The sequence below is a fragment of the Arthrobacter sp. Sr33 genome (assembly GCF_054511195.1).
In genome coordinates this window covers 130,484-152,444 of the sequence record NZ_JBTNDD010000005.1, presented here as the reverse complement: position 1 = coordinate 152,444, position 21,961 = coordinate 130,484, and the positions used below count along the sequence as shown (strand labels likewise).

Here is a 21,961-nt window from a genome sequence, read left to right as displayed (position 1 = left end):
GGGGCACGTCAAGGAGTCAGCCAAACCTTCAGCAGTCCCTGCACCTCCATCAGCAGACTGGCAGTTCGTTGATCGACCGGCTTGTGGAACAGCGATATGCAACAATCTCGGCCTCTTGGTTGTTGTATTACGCTAAATCGAATCCAGGGGTACTCCCTCCCCTGTGTTCCAGGTTACATAGTGAGATCTTTTGTTGCGCCTAGTGTGGTGTGTATTCGGTCTAGCTATTTTCGGGACCGAGTCCCGGATCGTTGAACTGATATGAAGTTGTCCGTGATTTAGTCAGGAGCACCCCTTAAATGACCGATAGCGTGAAGTCCATGGGTAGTGACGATGAGTTCGCTGGTCTGAGGGCACTGTTCCTCAATTGCACCTTGAAGCGTAGCCCCGAACTGAGCCACACCTCCGGGCTGGTCCGTCTGAGCGCTGACTTGATGCGAACGAAGGGTGTCCACGTTGATATTGTGCGACCAATTGATCTTCCGGTAGCGACGGGTGTGTACCCGGATATGAGGGAACACGGCTGGGAAGAGGACGCCTGGCCCTCCATTTTCGAGAAAATTGAACAGGCAGACATTTTGGTGCTGGCTGGACCGATCTGGCTTGGAGACAACAGTTCGGTGATGAAACAGATCATTGAACGTCTCTATGCGATGTCAGGGATGACGAACACCCGCGGGCAGTACGTCTATTACGGGAAGGTAGGTGGCGCTTTGCTGACGGGGAACGAGGACGGCGTCAAGCACTGCGCGATGAATATTCTTTACAGCCTTCAGCACATTGGGGTGACCATTCCTCCGGCCGCGGATGCGGGTTGGATTGGAGAGGCAGGCCCGGGCCCAAGCTATTTGGATGAAGGTTCAGGTGGCCCGGAGAATGACTTCACCAACCGCAACACCACCTTTATGACCTGGAACCTGCTTCATATGGCTCGAATCCTGAAACTGGCCGGAGGTATCCCTGCCCAGGGAAACCTACCTGACGCTTGGAAAAAGGGCGACAGGTTCGGTCTGGAAGCGAATCCGGAATACAGGTAGCGTCAGCGATTGTTTTTGAACGCTGCCGGCGCAACAAATTTTGTGCGGCTAGACGAGCGAGGCCAAATCTGATCCTACTGAGGGGTAGGTGGCTGTGGTTGATTTCAGTTGGCGGGTGGTGAGGCCGTGTTTCATGGCCAGGCTGATGGTGTTGGCTAGTTCGGCGTAGTCTGTGCCGAAGAGATGCGCGCCGACGATCTGATCCGTTGATTTGTCGATCAGGATTTTCGATGCGCCGCTGGTTTCCCCTGTTCGGTAATTCGTGTACCAGGCGCTGGTATCGGTGTAGCGGACGTCGACGTCCAGCCCGCTGTCCGCAGCTTCGTGTTCGAGCATGCCCAGGCGCACTAGTTCAGGAATTGTGAAGACTGTCGTTGGTATGGCGGTGTAGTCAGGGGCCGTGGTACCCGATTTGAGCATGTTTGATGCAGCTACTTTGGCCTCGAACACTGCCACCGGGGTCAGCGGCATGCCCGGGGTGTCAGCGGCATCACCGGCTGCGTAGACGGCGGGATTGGTGGTGCTTTGGAGATGGTCGGCGACCTGTATTCCTTTAGGCCCGTATGCGACCTTGGCGGCTTCGAGGTTCAGTCGGGATAGGTCCGGGATCCGGCCCGCACCGTGGACGACGAGGTCCGCGTCAATTGTCGATGTCTCGCCAGCTTGAGTGAGGTGGAGGCGGAATCCGTTGCCTGACTTGTCGATACGGGTGAGGCTTGTGCCGCGTTGGACGATGATGCCTGAATCTGTGCCGCGGGCGATCAGTAAGTCAACGAGGTCTGGGTCGAAGTTCTTCAGTGGGCGGGTCCCGCGATCAAGGATGAGGGTGGAGCTTCCGGCTCGGGCGGCGATATGGGCGAATTCGAAGGAGATGAAACCTCCGCCGAGGAAAACGATTCGGGGTGGCAGCCGCTGAAGGTTGAGGAAGTCGGTGCTATCGATGAGATGCTCGGCTCCGGGGAAGGCCAGAGGCCGGGGTGTGGCCCCGGTGGCGACGAGGATTTTCGGAGCTTCGTATGATGCTCCGGCGATGTTGACCGTTGTTGGACTGGTGAAGGTCGCCGCCCCGTGGAGGGTCTGTACCCCGTGTGAATGCAGGTCTTCTTCCATGGTCGTTGGGATCGGTTCGGTGAATCCGTGTTTGTGTTCCATCAGTTCCTGCCAGTTGATGGACATGGTGCCCGGGTTTACGCCTTTACCGCTCATGAGCTGGGCGGCTTCGATCACTTCGGCGCCACGCCTGAGGATCTTCTTTGGATCGCACCCGCGCAAGGCGCAGGTTCCGCCGTAGGGTAGGGAGTCCACGATCGCAACATTCCACCCATTCGACGCGCATTTCGTCGCGGCGGCGATCCCAGCCATCCCGGCACCAATGACCAAAAGGTCGACATCGGTAGTCATCTCATACCTTTTTCTTGTCTGAAAGCGGAGACGTAGCCGTGGCTGTAGCGGGTGGTAGTGCTGCTTTGAGCTGGTCGAGGGTCGGAGCCCCGGCTGGCCCCTCCGGGGTGAGGTATCGGCGGCACGCTAAACCGACTGGGGCGCCAGGACCCGCGAAAGGGTCGATGTCATCGATCAGGATGCTCGGGGAACCGTGAAACCCAGTTCGTTCGGCTTCCTCAGCGGTGTCGATTATTTGTCGGGTGAGGACGATGTCGGGCCGGTCCCCGGCTAAAGCGATGAGTCGTTCGTAGGCGAGGGTCCAGTTGGGGCAGCCCTCGAAATACTGCAGGGTGATTTTCATCTTCTGACTGTAAACCTTATAGCCGACTACAAGGTCAAGTGTTAGACTGTGGGATGCGTATTGGGGAACTTGGGGCGCTTGCGGGCGTTGATAGTCAGACCATCCGGTTCTATGAGCGTGAAGGTCTTCTGCCGGATCCTCTGCGCACGTCGAATGGCTACCGCAGTTATGACCCTGAGATAGTGGGCCGGTTGCGGTTCATCCGGTCGGCCCAGGCGGCCGGTCTGACGTTGGCCGAAATTTCGAGCACGCTACGTCTCCGCGACGCGGGTGAGGCCCCATGTGCCCATGTTTCGGCACTCCTGGAACGAAAGCTCGCCGATGTCCAGGTGCGCCAACGTGAACTTGACGCCTTATCGACCGAGCTTAAAGGGCTGATCGATTCGAGTCGGGCTCTTGATCCTGCTGATTGTTCCGACACGGAGATTTGCCACATCATCACACCGTTGATGAACATGTAGGCCCTGCCGCGAACGGACGGCAGGGCCTACATGGGTTTGTGGTGGTTTAAAGACTTGGTGCAGCTGGGATGTCCAGGTCGGTGTCGACGAGGTGGTTGAAGTAGTTGGTGAACAGGTTCAGGGCCACGTGGGTGGAGAGTTCCGTGAGTTCGGTGTCTGACCATCCTGCGTCCAGGGCGGTTTGCCAGTCGGCGTCCTTCACGGACCCCTTGTTCGATGTGGCCTGCCGGGTCAGTTCCAGCAGTGTTGCCAGTTTGTCGTCGAAGTCGATGTCGCCCCTGCGGATCGCGATGGTCTGATCCTCGGCGAGCCCGGCGGCCTTAGCGCCCATCGTATGCGCGGACTGGCAGTAGGTGCACTCGTCGACGTTGCCGACTACCAAGGCAATGGCCTCTCTCGTGCGTGCGTCGAAGGTGCCGTAGTCGCCGATGGCCTGCTGAAGGGCAACGTATGACTGCAGGACAACGGGGGAGTGGGCCATGGCACCGTGGATATTGAGGACTTTCCCGAACTGTTTACCGAGGGCACCGAGTTCGTTGCGGCTGTCTTCGGGAGCGGTCTCGGGGGTGTGGACGGTAACGCGGGTCATGGGTGTTCCTTCATTTGTTGAGACTAAAGGGGAAATGTGTGGGGGGGCAGGCTTTCGCGGGCACGGCAACAGTGCGCACGTTGAGGCGGCTGACGCGGGGTTAAAAGGTGGTGCGGGAGACCCGGCGCAGTCCTACAGCGTCCTCGATGATGATCCGGCCGCGGCCTTGCTTGATCAGCTTTTTGGCGGCGAAGTCAGACATGGTCTTACTGGTCGCCTCGCGAGTTGCTCCGAGCAACCCAGCGAGCTGTTCATGAGTGAGTTTCACGGCCACGGAGTGCGTGAACCTGCTACGGGGAGCCGCATCCGCAAGTGTGAGTAAGGTCGCGGCGGTGCGGGCTGAGAGGGGACGCAGGGCCATGTCGGTGAGACGTTCTTCCAACCTGGCGACTTGTTCGCCGAGCAGGCGGGAGATCTTGACCGCCATTTTCGGGTTGGAGAGGAAATGGTTTTCGACGTCCGCAGCGCTGAGCTGACACACGGTTGATGCTTCCAGCGCTTCGGCATAGTTGTCGTACATTTGCAGGCCCACGAGCAGCATCTCACCGAACACCGCGCCGGGTTCAAGGATTGCAATGGTGAGGGTTTTCCCATCCTCGGCAACCCTGAAAATCCGGATCCGCCCTGCTTTGAGGATGAATAGGGCCTTGATGGGCTGACTTTGGCTGAAGACAAGTTCACCGCTGTGAAAGAGCCGGGGCGGGGCCATCCTGTCGAGAGTGTCCATGTCCTCAGCTGTGAGGTCAGCGAAAAGCTCCACAGCGTAGAGGCAGCTGAAGGGCTCGCCGGTTTCGGCCAAAGGTTCTCCCTCCCGTTCATGTGGTGCCCAAAGCGTCGTAGGTTTGCTCGCGGCGGACACGATGGTGGTGGAGCAGGCGGCGTTCAGACCCGGCGTGGTCACCGGCCACGTCGGATGATGAGGCTTGCCACCAGTCCCACAATAAGGCCATACACCGCGTGCCCCATCAGTGAGGCACCGGATCCTGCGTCGAAAGTGAAAAGGGGCATGCCCATCATGGTGGGCATGATCAGCAGTGGACCAAGAACCCACCACAGCATGCCATAGACAAGACCCACGACGGCGCTGATGATCAGGCCCTTTCTCAGCACTCCAGCACCGGGTATCGTCAGCGCGAGGCCGATCAGAACCGAAATCACCAGGTGTACCAGGAAGCCGACAATCGCCGAGCTTGAGCCAACCAGTGAGGCAATCATGCCCCGCATGCCCATCATGGCCATCAGGCCCCCGAAAACGACCCCGCCGGCAAGACCGCCTACGGCCCCGGCCATTATTCGGACTCCCATGGACGTGCCTGGGTCAGTCGCGGCTCTCTTCGTCCTCGTCTCGCTATGTGCTGAACTCATGTCCTTGCCTTCCTATCGTTGGTACTTACCGACGATAAACAGGGCGGCACAGGAGTTCTGCAATCTAGGACACAGTGGGCCCGGGCAACGGAATTCTGTGCCCAACTGCTACTGGGTGACTGCCCACCCGGTGGTGTTGACGAGTTGTAATCCGACCTCCTGACCGATCCCGATGTCGTGGTCGCCCGGAACTTCAATGGTGAGCGCTGCTGAGGGCTCGTTGGGTTGGTTTGGTACGTGGCCGGAGACGTGGACCAACGTGTGGGCGCCCAACGATTTCAACCCGGTCACTGATCCCTTTGCTGGTCCGGACTCCAATAAATGTAACGGGGGCAGGGAACTCGTGGGCCGGGTTAGACGGTAAATCCAGTTCCGCCTCCGTGAGCATCACCGGCTCCTCGCGCATCACCAGTTCTTCAATCCACCCATCCAATAACCGGTCGTAATATGTCGGTGAGCTGCGCAATTCTATTGTGTGGAGTTCGCTGAGCGACTCGCCCGCTTACGCTGCTTGGCCGGCTTCGAGTGCACAGTTCCGGGGGGAAGGCTTCTCGTGGACGATACGAGACGGAAGAACGCAGGATTTACTCCGTGAGGACGGGGAGGAAGCGGAAAAAGACAGAAGCTGCTGTGGCGACCCAGAGTAGGACGACGAGGACCCATGCCCATTCGGTGAGTATCCGTGTGAAACGCCGCGGGGCGGGGATGATGCCGTGGTTGAGGTTACGGATGGTGAGCAGGGCGAACATCGGGATCATGGTGGCCCAGACGATCATGCAGTAGATGCAGAGGATGTAGATGTCGAACAGGGCCTGGCTCCACAGCCAGGTAACGAATCCGAATCCTGCGGTGACACCTGCCTGAAGTCCAATCCAGTACCAGCGGCCGAGCCGGGCTCCAGAGAGTAGGGCCATGGCCGTGGTGATGACTACGGCGAAGGCGACGATTCCGATGAGCGGGTTGGGAAACCCGAACAGTGCTGCCTGCCAAGTTTGGAAGACGCTGCCGCAGGAGACCCAGGGGTTGATGTCGCAGCTGGTGACGTGGCTCGGGTCCTCATAAGCAGCCAATCGTTCCAGGACGAGGACGGCTGAAGCGACCCAACCGGTGAGACCGGTGACGAGGAGTATGACCGCGAACGGTCGATGCTTCACGAAACTGCCCGTGTCACCTTCCCGTTCATCCGTCTCAGAGTCAGTGGCGGGTGCGGGACTGTGCATGAGGGAGTTCTTCTTTTCACTAGCTAATCAAGGCTTGGGTGGGGCGCGCTTTAATTACTGATCGCGGTTTCGATGAGCTGACGGAACTCTTCCTCGGTGGCTGGTTGGATCAGCTGACCGTCGAGGAAGAAGGTCGGCGTTCCTTGGACGCCGAGGCCTTCCCCATCGTTTTTATCGAGCAGCACACGGGCTTCGGTTGCCGGGTCAGTGATGGCTTCGTCGTAGGCTTCCATATCCAAGCCGAGGTCCTCGGCGTAGCCGCGGAAGGTGTCCGCTTGGGACTCCTGGTTGTGTGACCACTCAGTCTGTGTCTCAAACATCTGGTGATACATCGCCTCGTACTCGCCCTGCTGGGCAGCGGCTTCCACTGCGAGGGCAGCGGTCATGGAGTTCGGGTGCCCTGGCAGCGGGAAGTACCGGTTGACGAAAGTGACCTGGTCCCCGTATTCGGTCCTGAGTTGCTCGACCAGCGGGTACGCGGCCGCGCAGGATTCACACTCGAAATCGAGGAATTCGACCAGGACCGCTTTTTCCTCCTGCGGTGTGGAGAGCCGGTGGCTGTTCTCCCGCACCACTTGGGCGGTGGAGGCGAGTTCTTCCTGTTCGGCGGCGTCATTGGTGTTGGACACAACGACGAAACCCACGAGAGCGAGAACGGAGAGCAGTAGGAAGCCAAGGGCGATCTTGTTGGGCAGCGTCATGGTGCGCCGTGAGGAGGGCATCAGAGGTCTTTCAGTAGCGAACGGGTGTCGGTGTCGAGGGCGTTAGCGGCAGCAGGAACAACCGTCAGAATCAGCGGTCTTAGCTGCCTCATCTGTATCGGTGTCGTGGTGGGCGAGCGGGTTGGCGCAGCACGAGTCGCCTCTCCAGGCTTCGCGTCCTTCCTTGATCGCCCAGCCTGCGATGACTAGGGCGGCAATTGGGTCTGCCCACGTCCATCCGAAGAGGCTGTTGAGCAGCAGCCCGATAAGTAGGACGCCAGAAAGATAGGAGCAGAGCAGGGTTTGCTTGGAGTCCGCGACGGCTGACTTCGACCCTAGCTCGCGGCCTGCGCGGCGTTGGAGGTAGGACAGCAGCGGCATGATCGCCAGGCTCACCGCAGCGAGCACGATACCGACCGTGGAGTGCTCAGCGTCGGCACCAACGATCAGGGCGCGTACGGCGTCGAAACCGACGAAGAGGGCAAGACCGAAGAAGGAGAACGCAATGAACCGAAGCGCGGTCGTCTCTCTCGTTTCTGGGTCCCTAGCGGAGAACTGCCAGGCAACAGCGGCAGCGGAGGTCACTTCAATGATCGAGTCGAGACCGAAGGCAATCAGTGCGCTTGAGGAAGCAACCGTGCCAGCGGCAATCGCAATCACGGCTTCGATGATGTTGTAGGTGATTGTCCCGGCAACGAACAATCGGATTCGACGGGAGAGGACCGCCCGTCGAGCGGGAGTTAACGACGTGGGATGGGCGGTGAGTGAGCTCATCAGCAGCAGTCCTGATCCTTGGAGGTGCAGCAGCACTCAGGTGCTGCGATCATAACCACACCGAGCAGGTCGGTCAGCGCGTGACCGAGTTTCGGGTCGGCCAACTCGTAGCGGGCGCGGCGGCCTTCCGGGACCGATACGACCAAACCGCAGCCGCGGAGGCAGGTCAGGTGGTTCGACAGGCTCTGCCGGCTTACTCCGATCAGTTCCGCCAGGTCACTGGGATATGCTGGCGCGTCGCGCAGGGCCAGCAGGATCCGCGCACGAGTTGGATCGGACACTGCGTAACCGAAGCGGGCCAGGACTGATGAATGAACTAACGTCTCCACACCTTCGACTATACATCGAAAAATGTATTCATGATCCCCTGTATCAATCGGGATTCTGGGTTTGGGCACATCGGTAGGGTTTCAGCTATCGGTAGGTTGGAGCGTCGCCGGTGAGTTTGTGCCAGTGGGCTGCGGTGGTGATGCTGATTCCGAGGATTCGGGCTGCAACTGCGGGAGGCACCTGCGTGATAATCGCGGCACTGGAGGCTTGATGTGCGGTGGTGGGCCTAACTCCGAGGGTTCGAAGTCGAGCCGCAAGGCTGGATGGTAGTTGGTGGCTGCCGTGTTGGTATCCGGGGAAGATCCAGGTGTTGTCCTGGGCGGAACCGCCGAAACGGCGTTTGTCTATTTTGCCGGACATGATGACCGTCACCCAGGGTGTTGCCGCCGGCGGCAGGTCCAGTCGGACCGAGCCAAGTTGAATCCGTGCAGCTCCGTCGCTGACGGAAAGGTCGGCCAGTTTTAGGGCGGCGATTCGGTGCACCCGGATGCCGTAAACCACGTTGAGAAGGAGGGCTAATGCCAGGCGTGGGTCATGGTCCTCGTCCGCGAGGGCCCGCCGTAAGGCGCTTTCGTTCTCGGGACCGATGCTGCCGCCGATTTGGAAGGAGAGTCGTGGGTAGTCAGGTGGCGTCAGGGATCGATTGGTTCCGGTCTTAGTGCACCAGCGGATGAAGGCACGGATACGGAAGGCATCGCGCGGGGCGTGCATCGCCCAATCGTCCAAGTATTCCTGGGTTGCCGTCGATGCTGTCTGGTGTGCTGCGTTGAGGTGGTTCAGCAGTGAGAGAACAAGCCGGAGTTCGCGCTTGTCGTTTGCCGCTTGGGTGTTGGTGGTCGGCCCTTTCCTTGGCCGTCGCTGTTGGCACCACCGAACGAACTGGCGAAGGGCAAGTTGATCAGCTAGGTGCGGGAGGGCCGTGATCTGGTCGGCGGTCCACGTCTGTAAGCGCTGCAGATATTCGTCCCGTTCCGGTAGGGCACCCAAATCGACGAGGAGTGAGCGCACCTGGTTAACGGACAGCGTAGCTCCCATGTGGTCGAGATCTTCGTGCCGGGCGCTGTGCGGAAGGGATACGACGGTGGTCAGAACCATCCAGGTCTTCTTGCTCTTAATCAGTTGCAGCACATAGTGCCCGTCAGCGGTCATCAGGTGGTCACGGACTGGAAGCAGCTCGGGACGCTGAAGGAGTATCACCTCAGAGAACAGTTCGTTGATCGCATCTGCGGCTCGGCAGCGTTTGCAAAGACCCGGTCGGTTCAAGTGATCCAGCTCGCCGCAGCGCACACATTCTCGCCGCGTTTCGGGCGAGTTTCTCCAGCACCAATCGCAGTACCGGGATTCAGCCAGTATTCCTACGGTTCGACCAGAGTGTCCACAGGTCGTGGAGGATGATCTCGGGGCATCCTGCATCAGCGACTATTCAGTTACTCGTGCGGGCCGAGGACGCAGAGCACGAGAGCGAATCACAGCAGACGCGGAATCCGAGCTACCCGTCTCGCCGGCTGCCTTGTCCTTCTGAGCTCGACCGAGATCTATCTTCACGATGAGATCGTCGGCGCTGCAACCAAGAATGTCGGTCAGGGCCATCAGCACGTGCAGGTTCAAACGCTCCGGTCGCTCGGCGACGAGCCGATACACCTGGCTCGGGGACAAGTGGACCCCTCGTGCCTCGAGGAGTGGGATGAGCTTCGTGGTGCTGAACATGCCAGCTGCTGCCAGTTGCTCTCGCAGGCGCCATTCATATCCGATGATCTTGCTCATTTTGTCCTCATTTCAGGTCGGCGAACGTTGGGATTCTAGTCAGTGCTTCATTGAGCAATCGGTTCGCGAAGTCTTCAGAGACGTGCGTGTAGATCCCTGTTGTCGATTGATAGGCATGACCGAGCTGTCGCTGCACGAACAGCGGATCATGACCATCCTCGATAAGATGCGTCGCATAGCTGTGCCGCAGACAGTGCGGTGAAAGCGCCGAATCCAGCCCGAGCTCGTCCCGGTAGAGCGCGAAGCGGTCACTTAAGGATCGTGCACTTAGCCGGCCAGAACGCTCCGAGAACCACAACCCCGAACTTGAACTAACACGCATCAGCGGCAAGACATTCTCAACGTAATCGCGCAGTGATTCCGCCGCCCAAGGCATCACTGTTGTCACCGTTCGTGGCTTCGGTGGGGACCCTCTAGAGGCCTTCCCATATCGGACCCGGACAAAGCCGTAATCTCCTAAAGCGCTCACTTTCGGGTTCCGATACAGATCGGTCACGTCAAGCCGTACGGCCTCCGTGGCACGTAAACCCCACGCGTAGACAACCTTCAGCAGTGTGGCATCACGGTACGCGGCCGCGGCCCCCTTGCGACCGGCCAACAGCCGCAACTGGACCTCCTCGTCCGCCCTGTCGAAAAGCAGCTGCAGTTCCGAACGGGTCAATGGGCGTCGACGCGGATCTCCCTCGTACTCCTGCACATGTGGGCGAGTGTTCCACTCATGACAGATCTGCACCGGGTGCGTTCCGAAGCGCTCTTCACACTGCTGGACCCACCCATAATGTGGTGAACAGATGAAATCACAGAACTGCCGAATCGCGATCTGGTATCCACGAATCGTTGCAGCCGTCAGTTTACGAATCGAGACCAGATCGGTCATCCACTCGTCGAACACGGCGGCCGTCCACTCCCACGGCCAGACGCCTGAGTGCGCCTGGAACCGACGCACCATCAAAAGCCGGTCCGCAACGGTCTTAACGTGAAGCCGCCGTCCGCCAAGCTGCTGAGCACTCCAACCATCCAGCATTGCCTCGAAAACAGACGTGTCCTCCTTGATGAAGGCGACACCCTCCACCAAATGCACCGCGGATACGCCGAACGGGTGACCTACATCCACATTATCCATCCCGCTTAATGCTCATATCATGCATTAGATGCGAGCAATGTACGGTAAGTCAAGTTGTAAGCCTCGACGAAGTGGAAGGCCGAGAGCATTCGACGCGCCTCATGATCAAGAAGACTCGCATCCAATGCATTTCCGCGTAGTTGTTCCTGTACCGCTTGTTCTGACTCACGGCGTTGCGGCCAATCTGCTAACTCTCAGAAACGAAAAATAGGCTTTGAAGCGAGTCGAGTCATCGAGAGTCCTCGGTTCACCGTGCCGGTGTCCTAGAAGATCCCCCAGTTCCCTATGACACCGCCACCATCAAGTTAGGGCCTAGGGCCTAGGGCACTGGGCCAGGTCACCGGTTCCCCGGCTGCCTGCCAGACCCGGCCTAGCCACCGCATCGCCAGAAGGGGCGCCGCTGCAGCCGAACGTCACGTCTACCGGTTCGTTGACCGTGCGTGGCTTCGCTTCCGTCGTTTGTGCTGTCATGTGTGCGCCACCCTTCACCCGGTGATCGGTTCTATCGTCAGGGTTAAACTTAGAACCCATGTTCGATTCACGGGAACCCTCAGGGGTGCGGGAGGACGAGCCGTATGCGCGGAAGATTCGTCGTGGCCGGAAGAAGGGGCATTATCTAACTGGACGCCACAGTTTCTTGCTGACCGCGGCGTGAACGAGACCTGCGTTAACCTCTCAAGCGGTCACATGGCGCCTATTGGCTGCCTTCGAGCGATAGATGATGCGCGTAAGAGCTTCATGGATGTGCGTGAGGCATCGAGCCTTTGGCGTCGGCGCCTCTACAAGCTGAGCCGGTGTGTGCCGGTGCTGCCGTCTGAGTAGGTGACTGCGACATCGAGCCCGCTGCTGGCGTCTCTGGGTTCATCGCCAGGTAGCAGAGAGCTGGGGGAGTGGCAGGGACAGGCGCGCGGCACCCGGGCCGAACACTGGGAACGACGCTTTGCTGGGCTGGTCGGGTTCGTGACGATTACTGAGTGATGCCTCTCTACCGGCAGGATAGGCCGGTAGAGGTGAGGGTACTTGCGGTACGGGTGGGGTGCAGATCACTCATGTGGCAGAAACCCACATCCACAACGACTACGTCACCGGCGGACTACAGCTGGCCAAAGACCACCAGGCCGTGTATCTGGCGTTGGCGGCTTCTTTTCCACCCTGTCCGTGTCGCGTTGCGGGTCGATCACCCCGGCCACTTACCCGTCGTGGACGAGGTAGCTGCCGTCTCCGAGCGGCGGGGTTTCGATAGTGATCACGTCCATGCCGGATTCCTCCTTGAATGCTTCGGCCGATGCACACCACAGTACCGGCAGGCCCGTTGTCCGGGCCAGCATGCGGGCTGTACTGTCTGGAGGATTTGGTCCTGAAGGGCGCGGGGGCTTAGGACCCATAGGGCGGACACGGATTTGGGAACGCTAAACGTGAGGTCGAAACTGACGACGGTCCGGCGCTTTTCGGTTCGGCCTTGGCAGTTCTGGACGACCGCGGGTTGACCGTGCTGACGGCCTAGGGGAGTGCCGGTATCCGGGTGGAACGTGTGGTCGAAGAGAGCTTTGGCGTCGGATTCCGTGACGACGTCTCCGCTGATTTGGCTGATGCGGCTCGGGGTGCGGTTCGCCGCACGCCCGGTGGCGCTTAGCCCACCGCTTACCCACCGGAAACAACGAGCAAGGACGAAAGATAATGATCAGTTGGAATCGCTCGATTGGCGCTATTGCTGGGAATTTGCGGGGTGATGGAATCCACCGGAAACCAACGAAAGACCGGAGTTGCTAATCCCTTTGTCCTGGGTTTAAGCCCCAGCAGCCCTACCCCCTTTCAAAGTCCCCGGAACGCTTCTGTTCCGGGGACTTTGTCGTTCCGCGCTCCAGATGATTGGCAAGGAAGTTACTCGTGGGTAACATAGAGCGAAAGAACCGCTGGACGACGCAAAGGACACCCGCATGAGCAAGCCAGTCATCGATGTAAACAACCTTCCCTATGCCGACGGCGACTTCTACTCTTTCGAGGCGCTCCTGAGTCAAAAAGAGCGGGATCGGCTCGAGGAGATCCGCCAGTTCCTGCGGACCGAGGTGAAGCCGCACGCCACCGGGTGGTGGAACGATTCAACCTTCCCGAAAGACCTCATTCCCAAGCTTGCTGAGCTGGACGTGATGAGCCCAGTCCGCCGGCAGGGGTACTCAAACCTGTTCGCCGGGCTAATGCACGCTGAGATCACCCGCGCCGATACCTCAATTGCCACCTTCCTGGGTGTTCACGACGGTCTGTTCACCGGATCGATCGAGGAGCTCGCGTCGCCGGAACAGCAGGAAGCCTGGCTGCCCGATATCTACTCGATGAAGAAGATCGGCGCTTTCGGGCTGACTGAACCCCTGGGCGGATCTGATGTCGCAGGCGGCACCCGCACCACGGCCCGCCGGGAAGGCGATAGCTGGATCATCAACGGCGCCAAACGGTGGATTGGCAACGCCACGTTCTCCGACTGGGTGGTCATCTATGCTCGCGATCTCGCCGATAACCAGGTCAAAGGCTTCCTCGTTGACACCACGCTCAAGGGCTATAGCGCCACCAAGATCGAGAATAAGATCGCGCTGCGCACCGTTGAAAACGCCGACATCATCCTCGACAACGTGGTGGTCCATGATGACTTCCACCTCAAAGCCGCCAACAGTTTCAAAGACACCAACAAGGTACTGAAGGTAACCCGCCTCTCGGTTGCGTGGCAGGCGGTAGGCCAGCAGCTCGCGGCATTTGATGTGGCACGGCGATATGCCGTCGAACGCCACCAGTTTGGCCGTCCGCTGGCCTCCTTCCAGCTGGTCCAGCAACAACTCGTCGAAATGCTGGGCAACACGGTCAGCTCAATGGGCATGATGGTCCGGCTGGCCCAGCTCGAGGACGAAGGGCAGGCCAAGGACGAGCAGTCGGCACTGGCCAAGGCTTTCACCACGGCGCGGATGCGCGAAACCGTCGCAATGGGCCGCAGCCTGCTGGGTGGAAACGGCATCGTCACAGACTACGAAATGGCCAAGATCTTCTCCGACGCCGAAGCGGTGTACTCCTACGAGGGCACCCACGAAATCAACACCCTCGTGACCGGGCGGGCCATCACCGGGATCGCCGCGTTCGTTTAGGCGGCTGGAATATCAGGGGCGCCTGAGCCTTCCGGGTGCCTGTCGCAGGACGTGCTGGATGAGGCCTTTCGCGTAATGACTGGGACGGGACGTCAGGGGCCGTGCAGCGGCAGCAGGACCGACGGCCTGCGGTCCAGCACATAATTGAGCGGATTGACGTACTGACCCCTCAGTCGTACGCCCCAATGAAGACATCCCGCGGGGCAGTGCGACCCGGCCGTTAGCGAAGCGACCGTCCCCAGCGTCTGGCCCTCCTCGACCGCCTCACCCCGGTCGAGGAGGGCGGCGACCGGCTCAAGGCTGCTCAACAGCCCGCCGCCATGGTCGATGGTCATCACCGGGCGATCGACAACCCATCCGGCGAAGACCACCCTGCCCGGCGCCGGACTGAGTACCACCGCCCCGTCAGCAGCGGCCAGATCGACGCCACGGTGTCCCGGCAGCCAGCGCTGCGCTGGTGGATCGAAGTGCCTCAGCACTACCGGGGTAGGGGCAAGCGGCCAACCCCACGGGGGATCGTAGGTCGCCGTCGCCGTCGCCGTCGCCGCCGTGGCCATGGACCCGGTGGCCGTGCACCCGGTCGCCATCGATCCAGTGCTACCCAGCGCCGTGACCACTAACACTGCGAGAATAATTGCTCGTCGACGGAAGAGTTTCGTGCTCATGCAACAACTGTTCCGCCGTTTCATTCCGCGTGGGTCGCTGTCTGCACCTATGTGGGTAACCGCACTCTTCTGACTGCCAGAGCCCCGAATCCCCGTCCCGGTCGACTCCTGCCATGTAGTAGACTCAACACAGCAGTTTGCTGCGATGCCGCGTGCCCGGAGAACATTTCTGGCACACCTCGGCTCGTCGCATCTGACTACGCGTACCTCGACCCCAGCTATCTCACGGATAGCGAAGGGCATGGGTCCAACGGTCCGGATACGTTTCCGGTGATGGACTCCATGGGTGAAAACCAACCGGTACCAGGAGTGACGTTCAACCCGAACGGAACACTAGCAACCGTCAACAGGCAGAACAGGCGCCCTGCGCCCTGCCGATAGAAAGGAACGACATGCCAGTCGTTACCATGCGCCAGCTGCTCGACAGCGGCGTACATTTTGGCCACCAGACCCGTCGCTGGAACCCGAAGATGAAGCGTTTCATCTTCACCGAGCGCAACGGCATCTACATCATCGACCTGCAGCAGTCACTGTCCTACATTGACCGCGCCTACGAGTTCATCAAGGCCACCGTCGCGCACGGCGGCACTGTCCTCTTCGTCGGTACGAAGAAGCAGGCACAGGAAGCCATCGCCGAGCAGGCTACCCGTGTTGGCCAGCCCTACGTCAACCAGCGCTGGCTCGGTGGCATGCTCACCAACTTCCAGACCGTCTCCAAGCGCATCCAGCGCATGAAGGAGCTCGAGGAAATCAACTTCGACGATGTGGCCGGCTCCGGTCACACCAAGAAGGAACTCCTCCTCCTGCGCCGCGAACTCACCAAGCTGGAAACCAACCTCGGTGGTATCCGCAACCTGACCAAGGCTCCTTCAGTCGTGTGGATCGTTGACACGAAGAAGGAACACCTGGCCATCGACGAAGCCAAGAAGCTCGGCATCCCAGTGGTCGCGATCCTCGACACCAACTGCGACCCCGACGAAGTTGACTTCCCGATCCCCGGCAACGACGACGCCATCCGCGCCGTTCACCTGCTCACCCGCGTGGTAGCAGATGCAGTGGCAGAGGGCCTGATCGCCCGTCACAACCGCTCCGGTGGAAATGACACCGAAGCAGCAGCCGAGCCAATGGCCGAGTGGGAGCGCGAACTGCTTGGCGATAGCGCCACACCAGCAGCCGACGCCGCGCCAGCCGAGGAAGCTGCACCAGCAGCCGACGCCGCGCCTGCAGAGGCAGCAGCCGAGGAAGCTCCAGCAGCAACCGAAGCCGCAGCCGACGCTGCTCCCGCCGCTGAGGAAGCCCCAGCAGCCGAAGAAGCTCCAGTAGCAGACGACAGCAAGTAACTGGATTTGGGGGTGCGGGTGAAAATCCGCGCCCCCTTCTCCATGTGCCCAGGCGTCACCGCCTGCAGGCATAGCTCTTCTTAGACACAACATACCTAGGAGTTCAGATGGCGAACTACACCGCCGCCGATATCAAGGCACTGCGCGAGCGCACTGGCGCTGGCATGATGGACGTAAAGAAAGCCCTCGACGAGGCTGACGGCGATGCCGGCAAGGCCATGGAGCTCATCCGCATCAAGGGCTTGAAGGGTGCAACCAAGCGCGAAGGCCGCTCAACCGCTGAGGGCCTCGTGGCCGCCAAGGTCGACGGCAACGTCGGCGTCATGGTTGAGGTCAACTGCGAGACCGACTTCGTCGCCAAGGCTGGCCCCTTCGTTGAATTCTCCAACAAGGTCCTCGCCGCAGCGATCGAATCCGGCGCAGCCGACGTCGACTCCCTCCTCGCGTACACGGTTGACGGCAAGCCCGTCTCCGAGCACGTCATCGAGGCCGGCGCCCTGCTGGGCGAAAAGGTAGCAATCCGCCGCCTTGCACGCATTGAGGGTGGCATTGTTGACGCCTACCTCCACAAGACCTCAAAGGATCTTCCCGCGCAGGTCGGCGTACTCTTCGCAATTGAGGGCGAAGGCGATGCAGCCAAGGAAGCCGCTCACGACATCGCGGTTCACATTGCTGCCTACTCGCCGACGTACCTGGTGCGCGACGACGTACCAGCGGAACTCGTTGAGACCGAACGCCGCATTGCCGACGAAACGGCACGCGCCGAAGGCAAGCCAGAGGCCGCACTGACCAAGATCGTTGAAGGTCGCCTCACCGGCTTCTTCAAAGAGGGAGTGCTTGTGGACCAGGCATTCGCGAAGGATGCCAAGAAGTCAGTCGCTCAGGTGCTGACTGAAGCCAACGCAAAGCCAAGCGCATTCGCCCGTTTCCGGGTCGGTGCCTAGGTCCGCTAGGACAAAGTAAGACACAGGAGAAGGGGTGGTCGCCACGGTGACCACCCCTTTTTCCTGCCCAAGTGTCCTGTCCCCCTTTCCTGCTAGGGACCATTCCCGTCAGCACTGCAACGTATTCTTTTAGCAACGAACCCCACAACCGCCCTGGGAGGCACCATGGACAACTCTGATTTGGGCACGCAAGGCCGGGAAACCCGCCGACGCCGGGTGCTCCTCAAGCTCTCCGGCGAAGTTTTCGGTGGCGGAAAGCTCGGCGTCGACCCTGAGACCGTGCGATCGGTAGCCAAACAGATCGCAGCCACGGTCGGCCAGGTCGAGGTCGCGATCGTGGTCGGCGGGGGTAACTTCTTCCGCGGCGCCGAACTCTCGCAGAGCGGCATGGACCGGTCCCGGGCTGACTACATGGGGATGCTGGGTACGGTGATGAATTGCCTCGCCCTGCAGGATTTCCTGGAACAGGCGGGAGTCGAAACCCGGGTGCAAAGTGCGATCACGATGGGACAGGTGGCCGAGGCCTACATCCCGCGCCGCGCTATTCGCCACCTCGAAAAGGGCCGCGTGGTCATTTTCGGCGCCGGTGCTGGACTCCCGTACTTCTCCACGGACACGGTGGCGGCCCAGCGTGCCCTTGAAGTGCATGCAGACCTGGTCCTGATGGCCAAAAGCGGTGTCGACGGTGTCTACACCGCGGACCCGCACAAGGATCCCACCGCGAAGAAGCTTGAGACGTTGTCGTACGACGACGCCCTGCGCCAGGACATCCGCGTCATGGACCAGACCGCCATGACCATGTGCAAGGACAACGACCTGTCGATGGTTGTCTTCGGCATGGAGGGGGAGGGGAACGTCACCCGCGCAATCCTTGGAGAAAAGATTGGAACCACGGTAACCACCTAGGCACGTCATGAGCCTGCCCCGGATGGGTGGCTCAGGTGAACTAGGATTGAAAACTGAACCGGACGACGCGCGGCTGTTGCTCAGCTGACGCACAGCTTAGGAGTTACAGTGATCGACGAGACATTGCTAGAAGCCACCCAGAAAATGGACAAGGCTGTGGAAGCGGCGAAGGAAGACTTCGCCACGATTCGCACCGGACGCGCGAATGCCTCGCTGTTTTCCAAGGTGATGGTCAACTACTACGGTGCCCCAACGCCTCTCCAGCAGCTGGCCTCATTCCAGAACCCTGAGGCACGTACGCTCCTGATTACCCCGTTCGATAGGGCAGCACTGAACGATATCGAGAGGGCCCTGCGCGATTCGGACCTCGGCGCCAACCCCTCCAATGATGGCAACATCATCCGGGTGGTCCTGCCCGAGCTGACCGAGGAACGCCGCAAGGAGTACGTGAAGCTGGTCAAAACCAAGGCTGAAGACGCCAAGATCGCCATCCGGAATATCCGGCGTAAGGCGAAGGACGGCATCGACAAGGCGGTCAAGGATGGCGACGCCGGGGAAGACGAAGGCGCGCGCGGCGAAAAAGAACTCGATCTGCGGACCAAGTCCCACACGGACACCATTGACGAGCTGCTCAAGCGCAAGGAAACCGAGCTGCTTGAGGTCTAATGAGCGACACCCATCACTCAGCTAACACTGGGGGACAGCCAGTCTCACACGGGGACGTAGGTTCCGCGCCAGGTGAGGGCGCCCCCACAATGGGGGAAGCGACGGAGCCCGACCGGGCGAAGTCACCGGAAGCGGCTCAGCTCGTGGCCGGCGTTGATGCTGCCAGAAGTGGCCGGCGCGCCCAACGCGCGCCGGGCACTCGCCAGGTACGTCGCAGGCCAGCCTCCAAGAGCGCGGGGGCGCCCAAGGCTCCGTCCCGGGCGGGACGGAACCTGCCCGCGGCAACGGCAGTCGGCGTTGCCCTGCTTGGTTCGGTGCTGGGCGGAATCCTCTACCTGCCGATAGCTTTCGTGGCGATTACCACCGCGTTCGCGCTGGTGGGTGTCTGGGAAATATCCCGGGCACTCGAGGTGCGTCAGATCCGCCTGCCCCTCGTGCCCACCATCGTCGCGACGATCGCCCTTCCGTTCTCCGCTTACCTCGGCGGACCGGAGGCGCTGGCCTACGCCGTCGCCCTTTCCACGACAGCCCTGGCCCTCTGGCGGAGTTTCGACCCGGCCCCCGATGCGGCCCGATCCATCACCGCGGGCATTTTTGTGGTGCTATGGGTGCCCCTGATGCTCAGCTTCGCCATGCTGCTCCTGCAGGAACCATCCGGAAAACTGCTGGTGGCCACGCTGCTGCTGCTGGTCGTCGCCAATGACACGTTCGGCTATCTGGTCGGCGCGTTCTTCGGCAAGCACGCCATGGCGCCCAAAATCAGTCCGAAGAAGTCCTGGGAAGGGTTCGCCGGATCAGTCGGTGGCGCAGTCGTGGTTGGAACTCTCGCCACTGTGTTCCTGCTGGACCGGCCCTGGTGGTTTGGCCTCGTCCTGGCGGTGGCAACCGTCTCCGCGGCGACCGCCGGCGACCTCGCAGAGTCAATGATTAAACGTGAGCTCGGGGTCAAGGATATGGGCAACATTCTGCCCGGGCACGGCGGGATGATGGACCGGCTCGACTCCATCGTGTTCGCCTCCCCGGTTGCGTTCCTGCTGTCAGTTACATTGGTACCGGGATTTCTCTAGCTCGCAGCCGCCAACCCCCAAAGGATTCAGTAGACCATGGATGAAGCTCGTCAGAGCACCTCTCCCTTTGCGCGCGTAGGCCGCCGGGAGTACGGCTACAACCTTCGGCAGGTGGATAGTTTCCTGACCCGGGCGCGGGCCTACTACAACACGGAGGACCCCTCCGGCGGTCCCGTGACCAGCGCCGACGTGCGATCCATGGCGTTCGACCCGGCGAAGGGCGGGTACGAGCCGCAGGCCGTGGATGCTGCGCTCGACCGCCTGGAAGACGTTTTCGCCCAGCGGGAACGCGACCGCCTGATCGAATCGAAGGGCGAGGACGCCTGGCTGATGCAGATCGGCCGGTCCTCGGCGGTGCTGCGGGGCAGGCTGCACCGGGCCCCGGGCGAACGGTTCAGGCGCCCCACCAAGCGGAAGACCGCCAGCTACAACGTCGACGACGTCGATGCCCTCTGCAACGAACTCCTCGGCTACTTCGAAAACGACGTTCCGCTGAGCGTGGACGTGGTGCGACGGTCGGTGTTCCGCGAAGCTGTGGGGGCCGACGGCTACGAGGAAACCCAGGTTGACGCCTTCATGGACCGGGTGGTCGAACTGATGGCGGCTATCGACTAGGTCAGGTCCCGCCCCCAGCGCCGGCTGACGCAACCTGCTACGGCCGCTGCACCGGTTCGGGGGTGTGCAGCCGTGCCAGCACCCGCGACACGCTACCCGGGGTGCGGCTAACGGTAAGCCGCGACACCAGTATGGTGACGGCGAACGCCGCCGGCACCGTCCACAGTGCGGGCTGTTGCAGCCATTCATAGCGGGCCGACGCCGGACCGAGCGCCGCTGCGGCGAGAATCGATCCGCCGCACAGTACCGCTCCGGACAGCATCCCCGCGACCGCTCCCACATCGGTCAGGCCCCGCCACCAGATCCCGAGGAGGAGCAGCGGGCAGATGGTTGACGCTGTGAAGGCGAACACCATGCTCACGCTGCCCGCCAATGCCAGCGTGTTGGTGGCTAACGCCAACAGCAACGGGATCAGTGCCGAAATCACTGCGGCCCGCCTGAATCCCTTCACGCTGCCCTGGAAAAATTCCTGGCTGACCACCCCTGCCAGGGACACCACCAGACCACTGGTCGTCGACAGGAACGCGGCAAACGCGCCTGCCGTCACCAGCGCCGACAGCAGGTCGCCCACGGCCCCGTCGAAGATGCGGCTGGGCAGCAGCAGCACTGTGGCGTCCGCTGCCCCGTCCGCCGCCAGATCGGGGGTATAGATCCGGCCGAGGATGCCATACATGGTGGGAAACAGGTAGAAGACCGAGAGCAGCCCCAGGACAATCAGCGTGGTCCGGCGGGCCGACGCACCATCGGGATTCGTGTAGAAGCGCACCAGGACATGGGGGAGACCCAGCGTGCCGAACAGCAGGGCAATGACCAGTGAAATATTGCGGTAGAGCGAAGCATCCCCGCCGATGTTCAGCTCGGCAGCGAAGACGGCGCCGGCGTCGGTGATCGGGCTCCCGGTCGATGACAGGCGCAGCAGGATGAACACGATCGGCACTGCCAGCGCGGTGAGCTTGAGCCAGTACTGGAACGCCTGCACAAAGGTGATGGATCGCATCCCGCCGGTGACCACGCTGAGGCAGACCACCACCACCACCGCCACCGCGCCCACCCACGGCGGGAGGCCGGTGGTGATCTGGACGGTGAGGGCCGCTCCGTGCAGTTGCGGCACAATGTACAGCCAGCCGACGACGACGACGAGCAGGCTGGTCACCCGCCTGACCATCAGTGATTCGAGCCGGGCTTCAGCGAAGTCCGGGATGGTATAGGCGCCGGACCGCCGCAGGGGAGCGGCAACAAAAAGGAGCAGCATCAGGTATCCGGCGGTGTAGCCGACCGGAAACCACAGGGCGTCAACGCCGGAGAGCAGAATCAATCCGGCGACACCGAGGAAACTGGCCGCCGACAAGTACTCGCCGCCGATTGCCGAAGCATTCCACCAGGGCCGTACGGTCCGGGATGCGACATAGAAATCGCCTGTGGTGCGGGAGATGCGAAGCCCGTAGATGCCAATCAACACGGTGCTCAGGGAGACCAGGATCAGTGCCACATAGCCGACCACCGGGTTCAGCTCGGCGTTCAC

26 protein-coding genes and 2 pseudogenes are annotated in these 21,961 nt (G+C 61.0%); 11 read left to right on the top strand and 17 right to left on the bottom strand.

All coding sequences use genetic code 11. The features are described from left to right. The first annotated feature begins 299 nt into the window (after window positions 1-299). A complete protein-coding gene (locus tag ACX80T_RS08880) occupies window positions 300-1,037 on the top strand; it encodes a flavodoxin family protein (RefSeq protein ID WP_207771329.1) in 738 nt (245 codons plus the stop codon). A gap of 48 nt (window positions 1,038-1,085) precedes the next feature. Here the strand turns inward: ACX80T_RS08880 and ACX80T_RS08875 are convergent, their stop codons facing one another. After that, window positions 1,086-2,438, bottom strand: coding sequence for a dihydrolipoyl dehydrogenase family protein (locus ACX80T_RS08875; RefSeq protein WP_116778540.1), 1,353 nt, complete (start codon window positions 2,436-2,438; stop codon window positions 1,086-1,088). A 1-nt stretch (window position 2,439) separates the two neighbouring features. Next, window positions 2,440-2,781, bottom strand: coding sequence for a thioredoxin family protein (locus tag ACX80T_RS08870; protein WP_116778539.1), 342 nt, complete (start codon window positions 2,779-2,781; stop codon window positions 2,440-2,442). 53 nt (window positions 2,782-2,834) lie between these two features. Here ACX80T_RS08870 and ACX80T_RS08865 point away from each other — a divergent pair, with 53 nt between their 5' ends. Continuing rightward, window positions 2,835-3,242: a heavy metal-responsive transcriptional regulator gene (locus ACX80T_RS08865; protein WP_116778538.1), complete on the top strand. Its 408-nt coding sequence runs from the start codon at window positions 2,835-2,837 to the stop codon at window positions 3,240-3,242. Window positions 3,243-3,288: 46 nt separating this feature from the next. On the opposite strand, the gene ACX80T_RS08860 is transcribed toward ACX80T_RS08865, so the two are convergent. The 11 genes from ACX80T_RS08860 to ACX80T_RS08810 form a co-directional block, all read right to left on the bottom strand. Continuing rightward, window positions 3,289-3,831 carry a carboxymuconolactone decarboxylase family protein gene (locus ACX80T_RS08860; RefSeq protein WP_116778537.1) on the bottom strand — a complete coding sequence of 181 codons (543 nt, stop codon included), beginning with the start codon at window positions 3,829-3,831 and terminating at the stop codon, window positions 3,289-3,291. A gap of 100 nt (window positions 3,832-3,931) precedes the next feature. After that, entirely contained in the window at window positions 3,932-4,630 is a 699-nt protein-coding gene (locus ACX80T_RS08855) for a Crp/Fnr family transcriptional regulator (protein WP_243400566.1), read from the bottom strand. A gap of 98 nt (window positions 4,631-4,728) precedes the next feature. Continuing rightward, complete coding sequence (locus ACX80T_RS08850) at window positions 4,729-5,121, bottom strand: hypothetical protein (protein WP_459304204.1); 393 nt, start codon at window positions 5,119-5,121, stop codon at window positions 4,729-4,731. Window positions 5,122-5,304: 183 nt separating this feature from the next. After that, window positions 5,305-5,487 carry a hypothetical protein gene (locus tag ACX80T_RS08845; RefSeq protein ID WP_116778533.1) on the bottom strand — a complete coding sequence of 61 codons (183 nt, stop codon included), beginning with the start codon at window positions 5,485-5,487 and terminating at the stop codon, window positions 5,305-5,307. A gap of 293 nt (window positions 5,488-5,780) precedes the next feature. Further along, complete coding sequence (locus ACX80T_RS08840) at window positions 5,781-6,416, bottom strand: vitamin K epoxide reductase family protein (protein ID WP_459304203.1); 636 nt, start codon at window positions 6,414-6,416, stop codon at window positions 5,781-5,783. Between the two features lie 50 nt (window positions 6,417-6,466). Beyond that, entirely contained in the window at window positions 6,467-7,138 is a 672-nt protein-coding gene (locus ACX80T_RS08835; RefSeq protein WP_459304202.1) for a DsbA family protein, read from the bottom strand. A 42-nt stretch (window positions 7,139-7,180) separates the two neighbouring features. Next, a complete protein-coding gene (locus ACX80T_RS08830) occupies window positions 7,181-7,891 on the bottom strand; it encodes a cation transporter (protein ID WP_459304201.1) in 711 nt (236 codons plus the stop codon). Then, complete coding sequence (locus tag ACX80T_RS08825; RefSeq protein WP_459304200.1) at window positions 7,891-8,220, bottom strand: ArsR/SmtB family transcription factor; 330 nt, start codon at window positions 8,218-8,220, stop codon at window positions 7,891-7,893. The genes ACX80T_RS08830 and ACX80T_RS08825 overlap by 1 nt, the downstream gene beginning before the upstream one ends. A gap of 85 nt (window positions 8,221-8,305) precedes the next feature. Next, window positions 8,306-9,418, bottom strand: coding sequence for a hypothetical protein (locus ACX80T_RS08820; protein WP_459304199.1), 1,113 nt, complete (start codon window positions 9,416-9,418; stop codon window positions 8,306-8,308). Between the two features lie 222 nt (window positions 9,419-9,640). Next, window positions 9,641-9,985 (bottom strand): helix-turn-helix domain-containing protein, encoded by a 345-nt coding sequence (locus ACX80T_RS08815; RefSeq protein ID WP_459304198.1) that lies wholly within the window; start codon window positions 9,983-9,985, stop codon window positions 9,641-9,643. A gap of 7 nt (window positions 9,986-9,992) precedes the next feature. Beyond that, a complete protein-coding gene (locus ACX80T_RS08810) occupies window positions 9,993-11,108 on the bottom strand; it encodes a tyrosine-type recombinase/integrase (RefSeq protein WP_459304197.1) in 1,116 nt (371 codons plus the stop codon). An 822-nt stretch (window positions 11,109-11,930) separates the two neighbouring features. On the opposite strand from ACX80T_RS08810, the gene ACX80T_RS08805 reads away from it, so the two are divergent. Both ACX80T_RS08805 and ACX80T_RS08800 read left to right on the top strand, forming a co-directional pair. Continuing rightward, complete coding sequence (locus tag ACX80T_RS08805) at window positions 11,931-12,086, top strand: hypothetical protein (RefSeq protein ID WP_459304196.1); 156 nt, start codon at window positions 11,931-11,933, stop codon at window positions 12,084-12,086. Between the two features lie 28 nt (window positions 12,087-12,114). Then, window positions 12,115-12,249, top strand: a pseudogene (locus ACX80T_RS08800) (MBL fold metallo-hydrolase); the annotation flags it as partial. Between the two features lie 49 nt (window positions 12,250-12,298). Here ACX80T_RS08800 and ACX80T_RS08795 read toward each other — a convergent pair. Beyond that, on the bottom strand, window positions 12,299-12,436 hold the full coding sequence (locus ACX80T_RS08795; RefSeq protein WP_243400642.1) for a hypothetical protein: 138 nt from the start codon (window positions 12,434-12,436) through the stop codon (window positions 12,299-12,301). Window positions 12,437-12,450: 14 nt separating this feature from the next. Continuing rightward, window positions 12,451-12,738 (bottom strand): annotated as a pseudogene (locus ACX80T_RS08790) (relaxase domain-containing protein); the annotation flags it as partial. Between the two features lie 307 nt (window positions 12,739-13,045). Between ACX80T_RS08790 and ACX80T_RS08785 the strand changes: the two are divergent. After that, entirely contained in the window at window positions 13,046-14,236 is a 1,191-nt protein-coding gene (locus ACX80T_RS08785) for an acyl-CoA dehydrogenase family protein (RefSeq protein ID WP_116779082.1), read from the top strand. A 92-nt stretch (window positions 14,237-14,328) separates the two neighbouring features. On the opposite strand, the gene ACX80T_RS08780 is transcribed toward ACX80T_RS08785, so the two are convergent. Next, window positions 14,329-14,901, bottom strand: a complete 573-nt coding sequence (locus tag ACX80T_RS08780) for a murein hydrolase activator EnvC family protein (protein WP_459304195.1) — start codon at window positions 14,899-14,901, stop codon at window positions 14,329-14,331. A gap of 392 nt (window positions 14,902-15,293) precedes the next feature. Here ACX80T_RS08780 and rpsB point away from each other — a divergent pair, with 392 nt between their 5' ends. The 6 genes from rpsB to ACX80T_RS08750 all read left to right on the top strand — a co-directional run bounded on the left by rpsB (window position 15,294) and on the right by ACX80T_RS08750 (window position 20,439). Then, a complete protein-coding gene (rpsB, locus tag ACX80T_RS08775) occupies window positions 15,294-16,241 on the top strand; it encodes a 30S ribosomal protein S2 (protein WP_116779084.1) in 948 nt (315 codons plus the stop codon). Window positions 16,242-16,348: 107 nt separating this feature from the next. Next, the gene (gene tsf / locus ACX80T_RS08770; protein ID WP_019483510.1) at window positions 16,349-17,185 is read left to right on the top strand and encodes a translation elongation factor Ts; all 837 of its coding nucleotides are present in this window, start codon (window positions 16,349-16,351) and stop codon (window positions 17,183-17,185) included. 165 nt (window positions 17,186-17,350) lie between these two features. Then, window positions 17,351-18,091: a UMP kinase gene (gene pyrH / locus ACX80T_RS08765; protein ID WP_019483509.1), complete on the top strand. Its 741-nt coding sequence runs from the start codon at window positions 17,351-17,353 to the stop codon at window positions 18,089-18,091. A gap of 108 nt (window positions 18,092-18,199) precedes the next feature. Beyond that, the gene (gene frr, locus ACX80T_RS08760) at window positions 18,200-18,757 is read left to right on the top strand and encodes a ribosome recycling factor (RefSeq protein WP_019483508.1); all 558 of its coding nucleotides are present in this window, start codon (window positions 18,200-18,202) and stop codon (window positions 18,755-18,757) included. A gap of 89 nt (window positions 18,758-18,846) precedes the next feature. After that, window positions 18,847-19,824, top strand: a complete 978-nt coding sequence (locus ACX80T_RS08755; protein WP_459304194.1) for a phosphatidate cytidylyltransferase — start codon at window positions 18,847-18,849, stop codon at window positions 19,822-19,824. A gap of 36 nt (window positions 19,825-19,860) precedes the next feature. After that, window positions 19,861-20,439 carry a DivIVA domain-containing protein gene (locus tag ACX80T_RS08750; RefSeq protein ID WP_019483506.1) on the top strand — a complete coding sequence of 193 codons (579 nt, stop codon included), beginning with the start codon at window positions 19,861-19,863 and terminating at the stop codon, window positions 20,437-20,439. A gap of 37 nt (window positions 20,440-20,476) precedes the next feature. On the opposite strand, the gene ACX80T_RS08745 is transcribed toward ACX80T_RS08750, so the two are convergent. After that, window positions 20,477-21,949, bottom strand: coding sequence for a sodium/solute symporter (locus ACX80T_RS08745; RefSeq protein ID WP_024476575.1), 1,473 nt, complete (start codon window positions 21,947-21,949; stop codon window positions 20,477-20,479). Window positions 21,950-21,961: the final 12 nt, after the last annotated feature.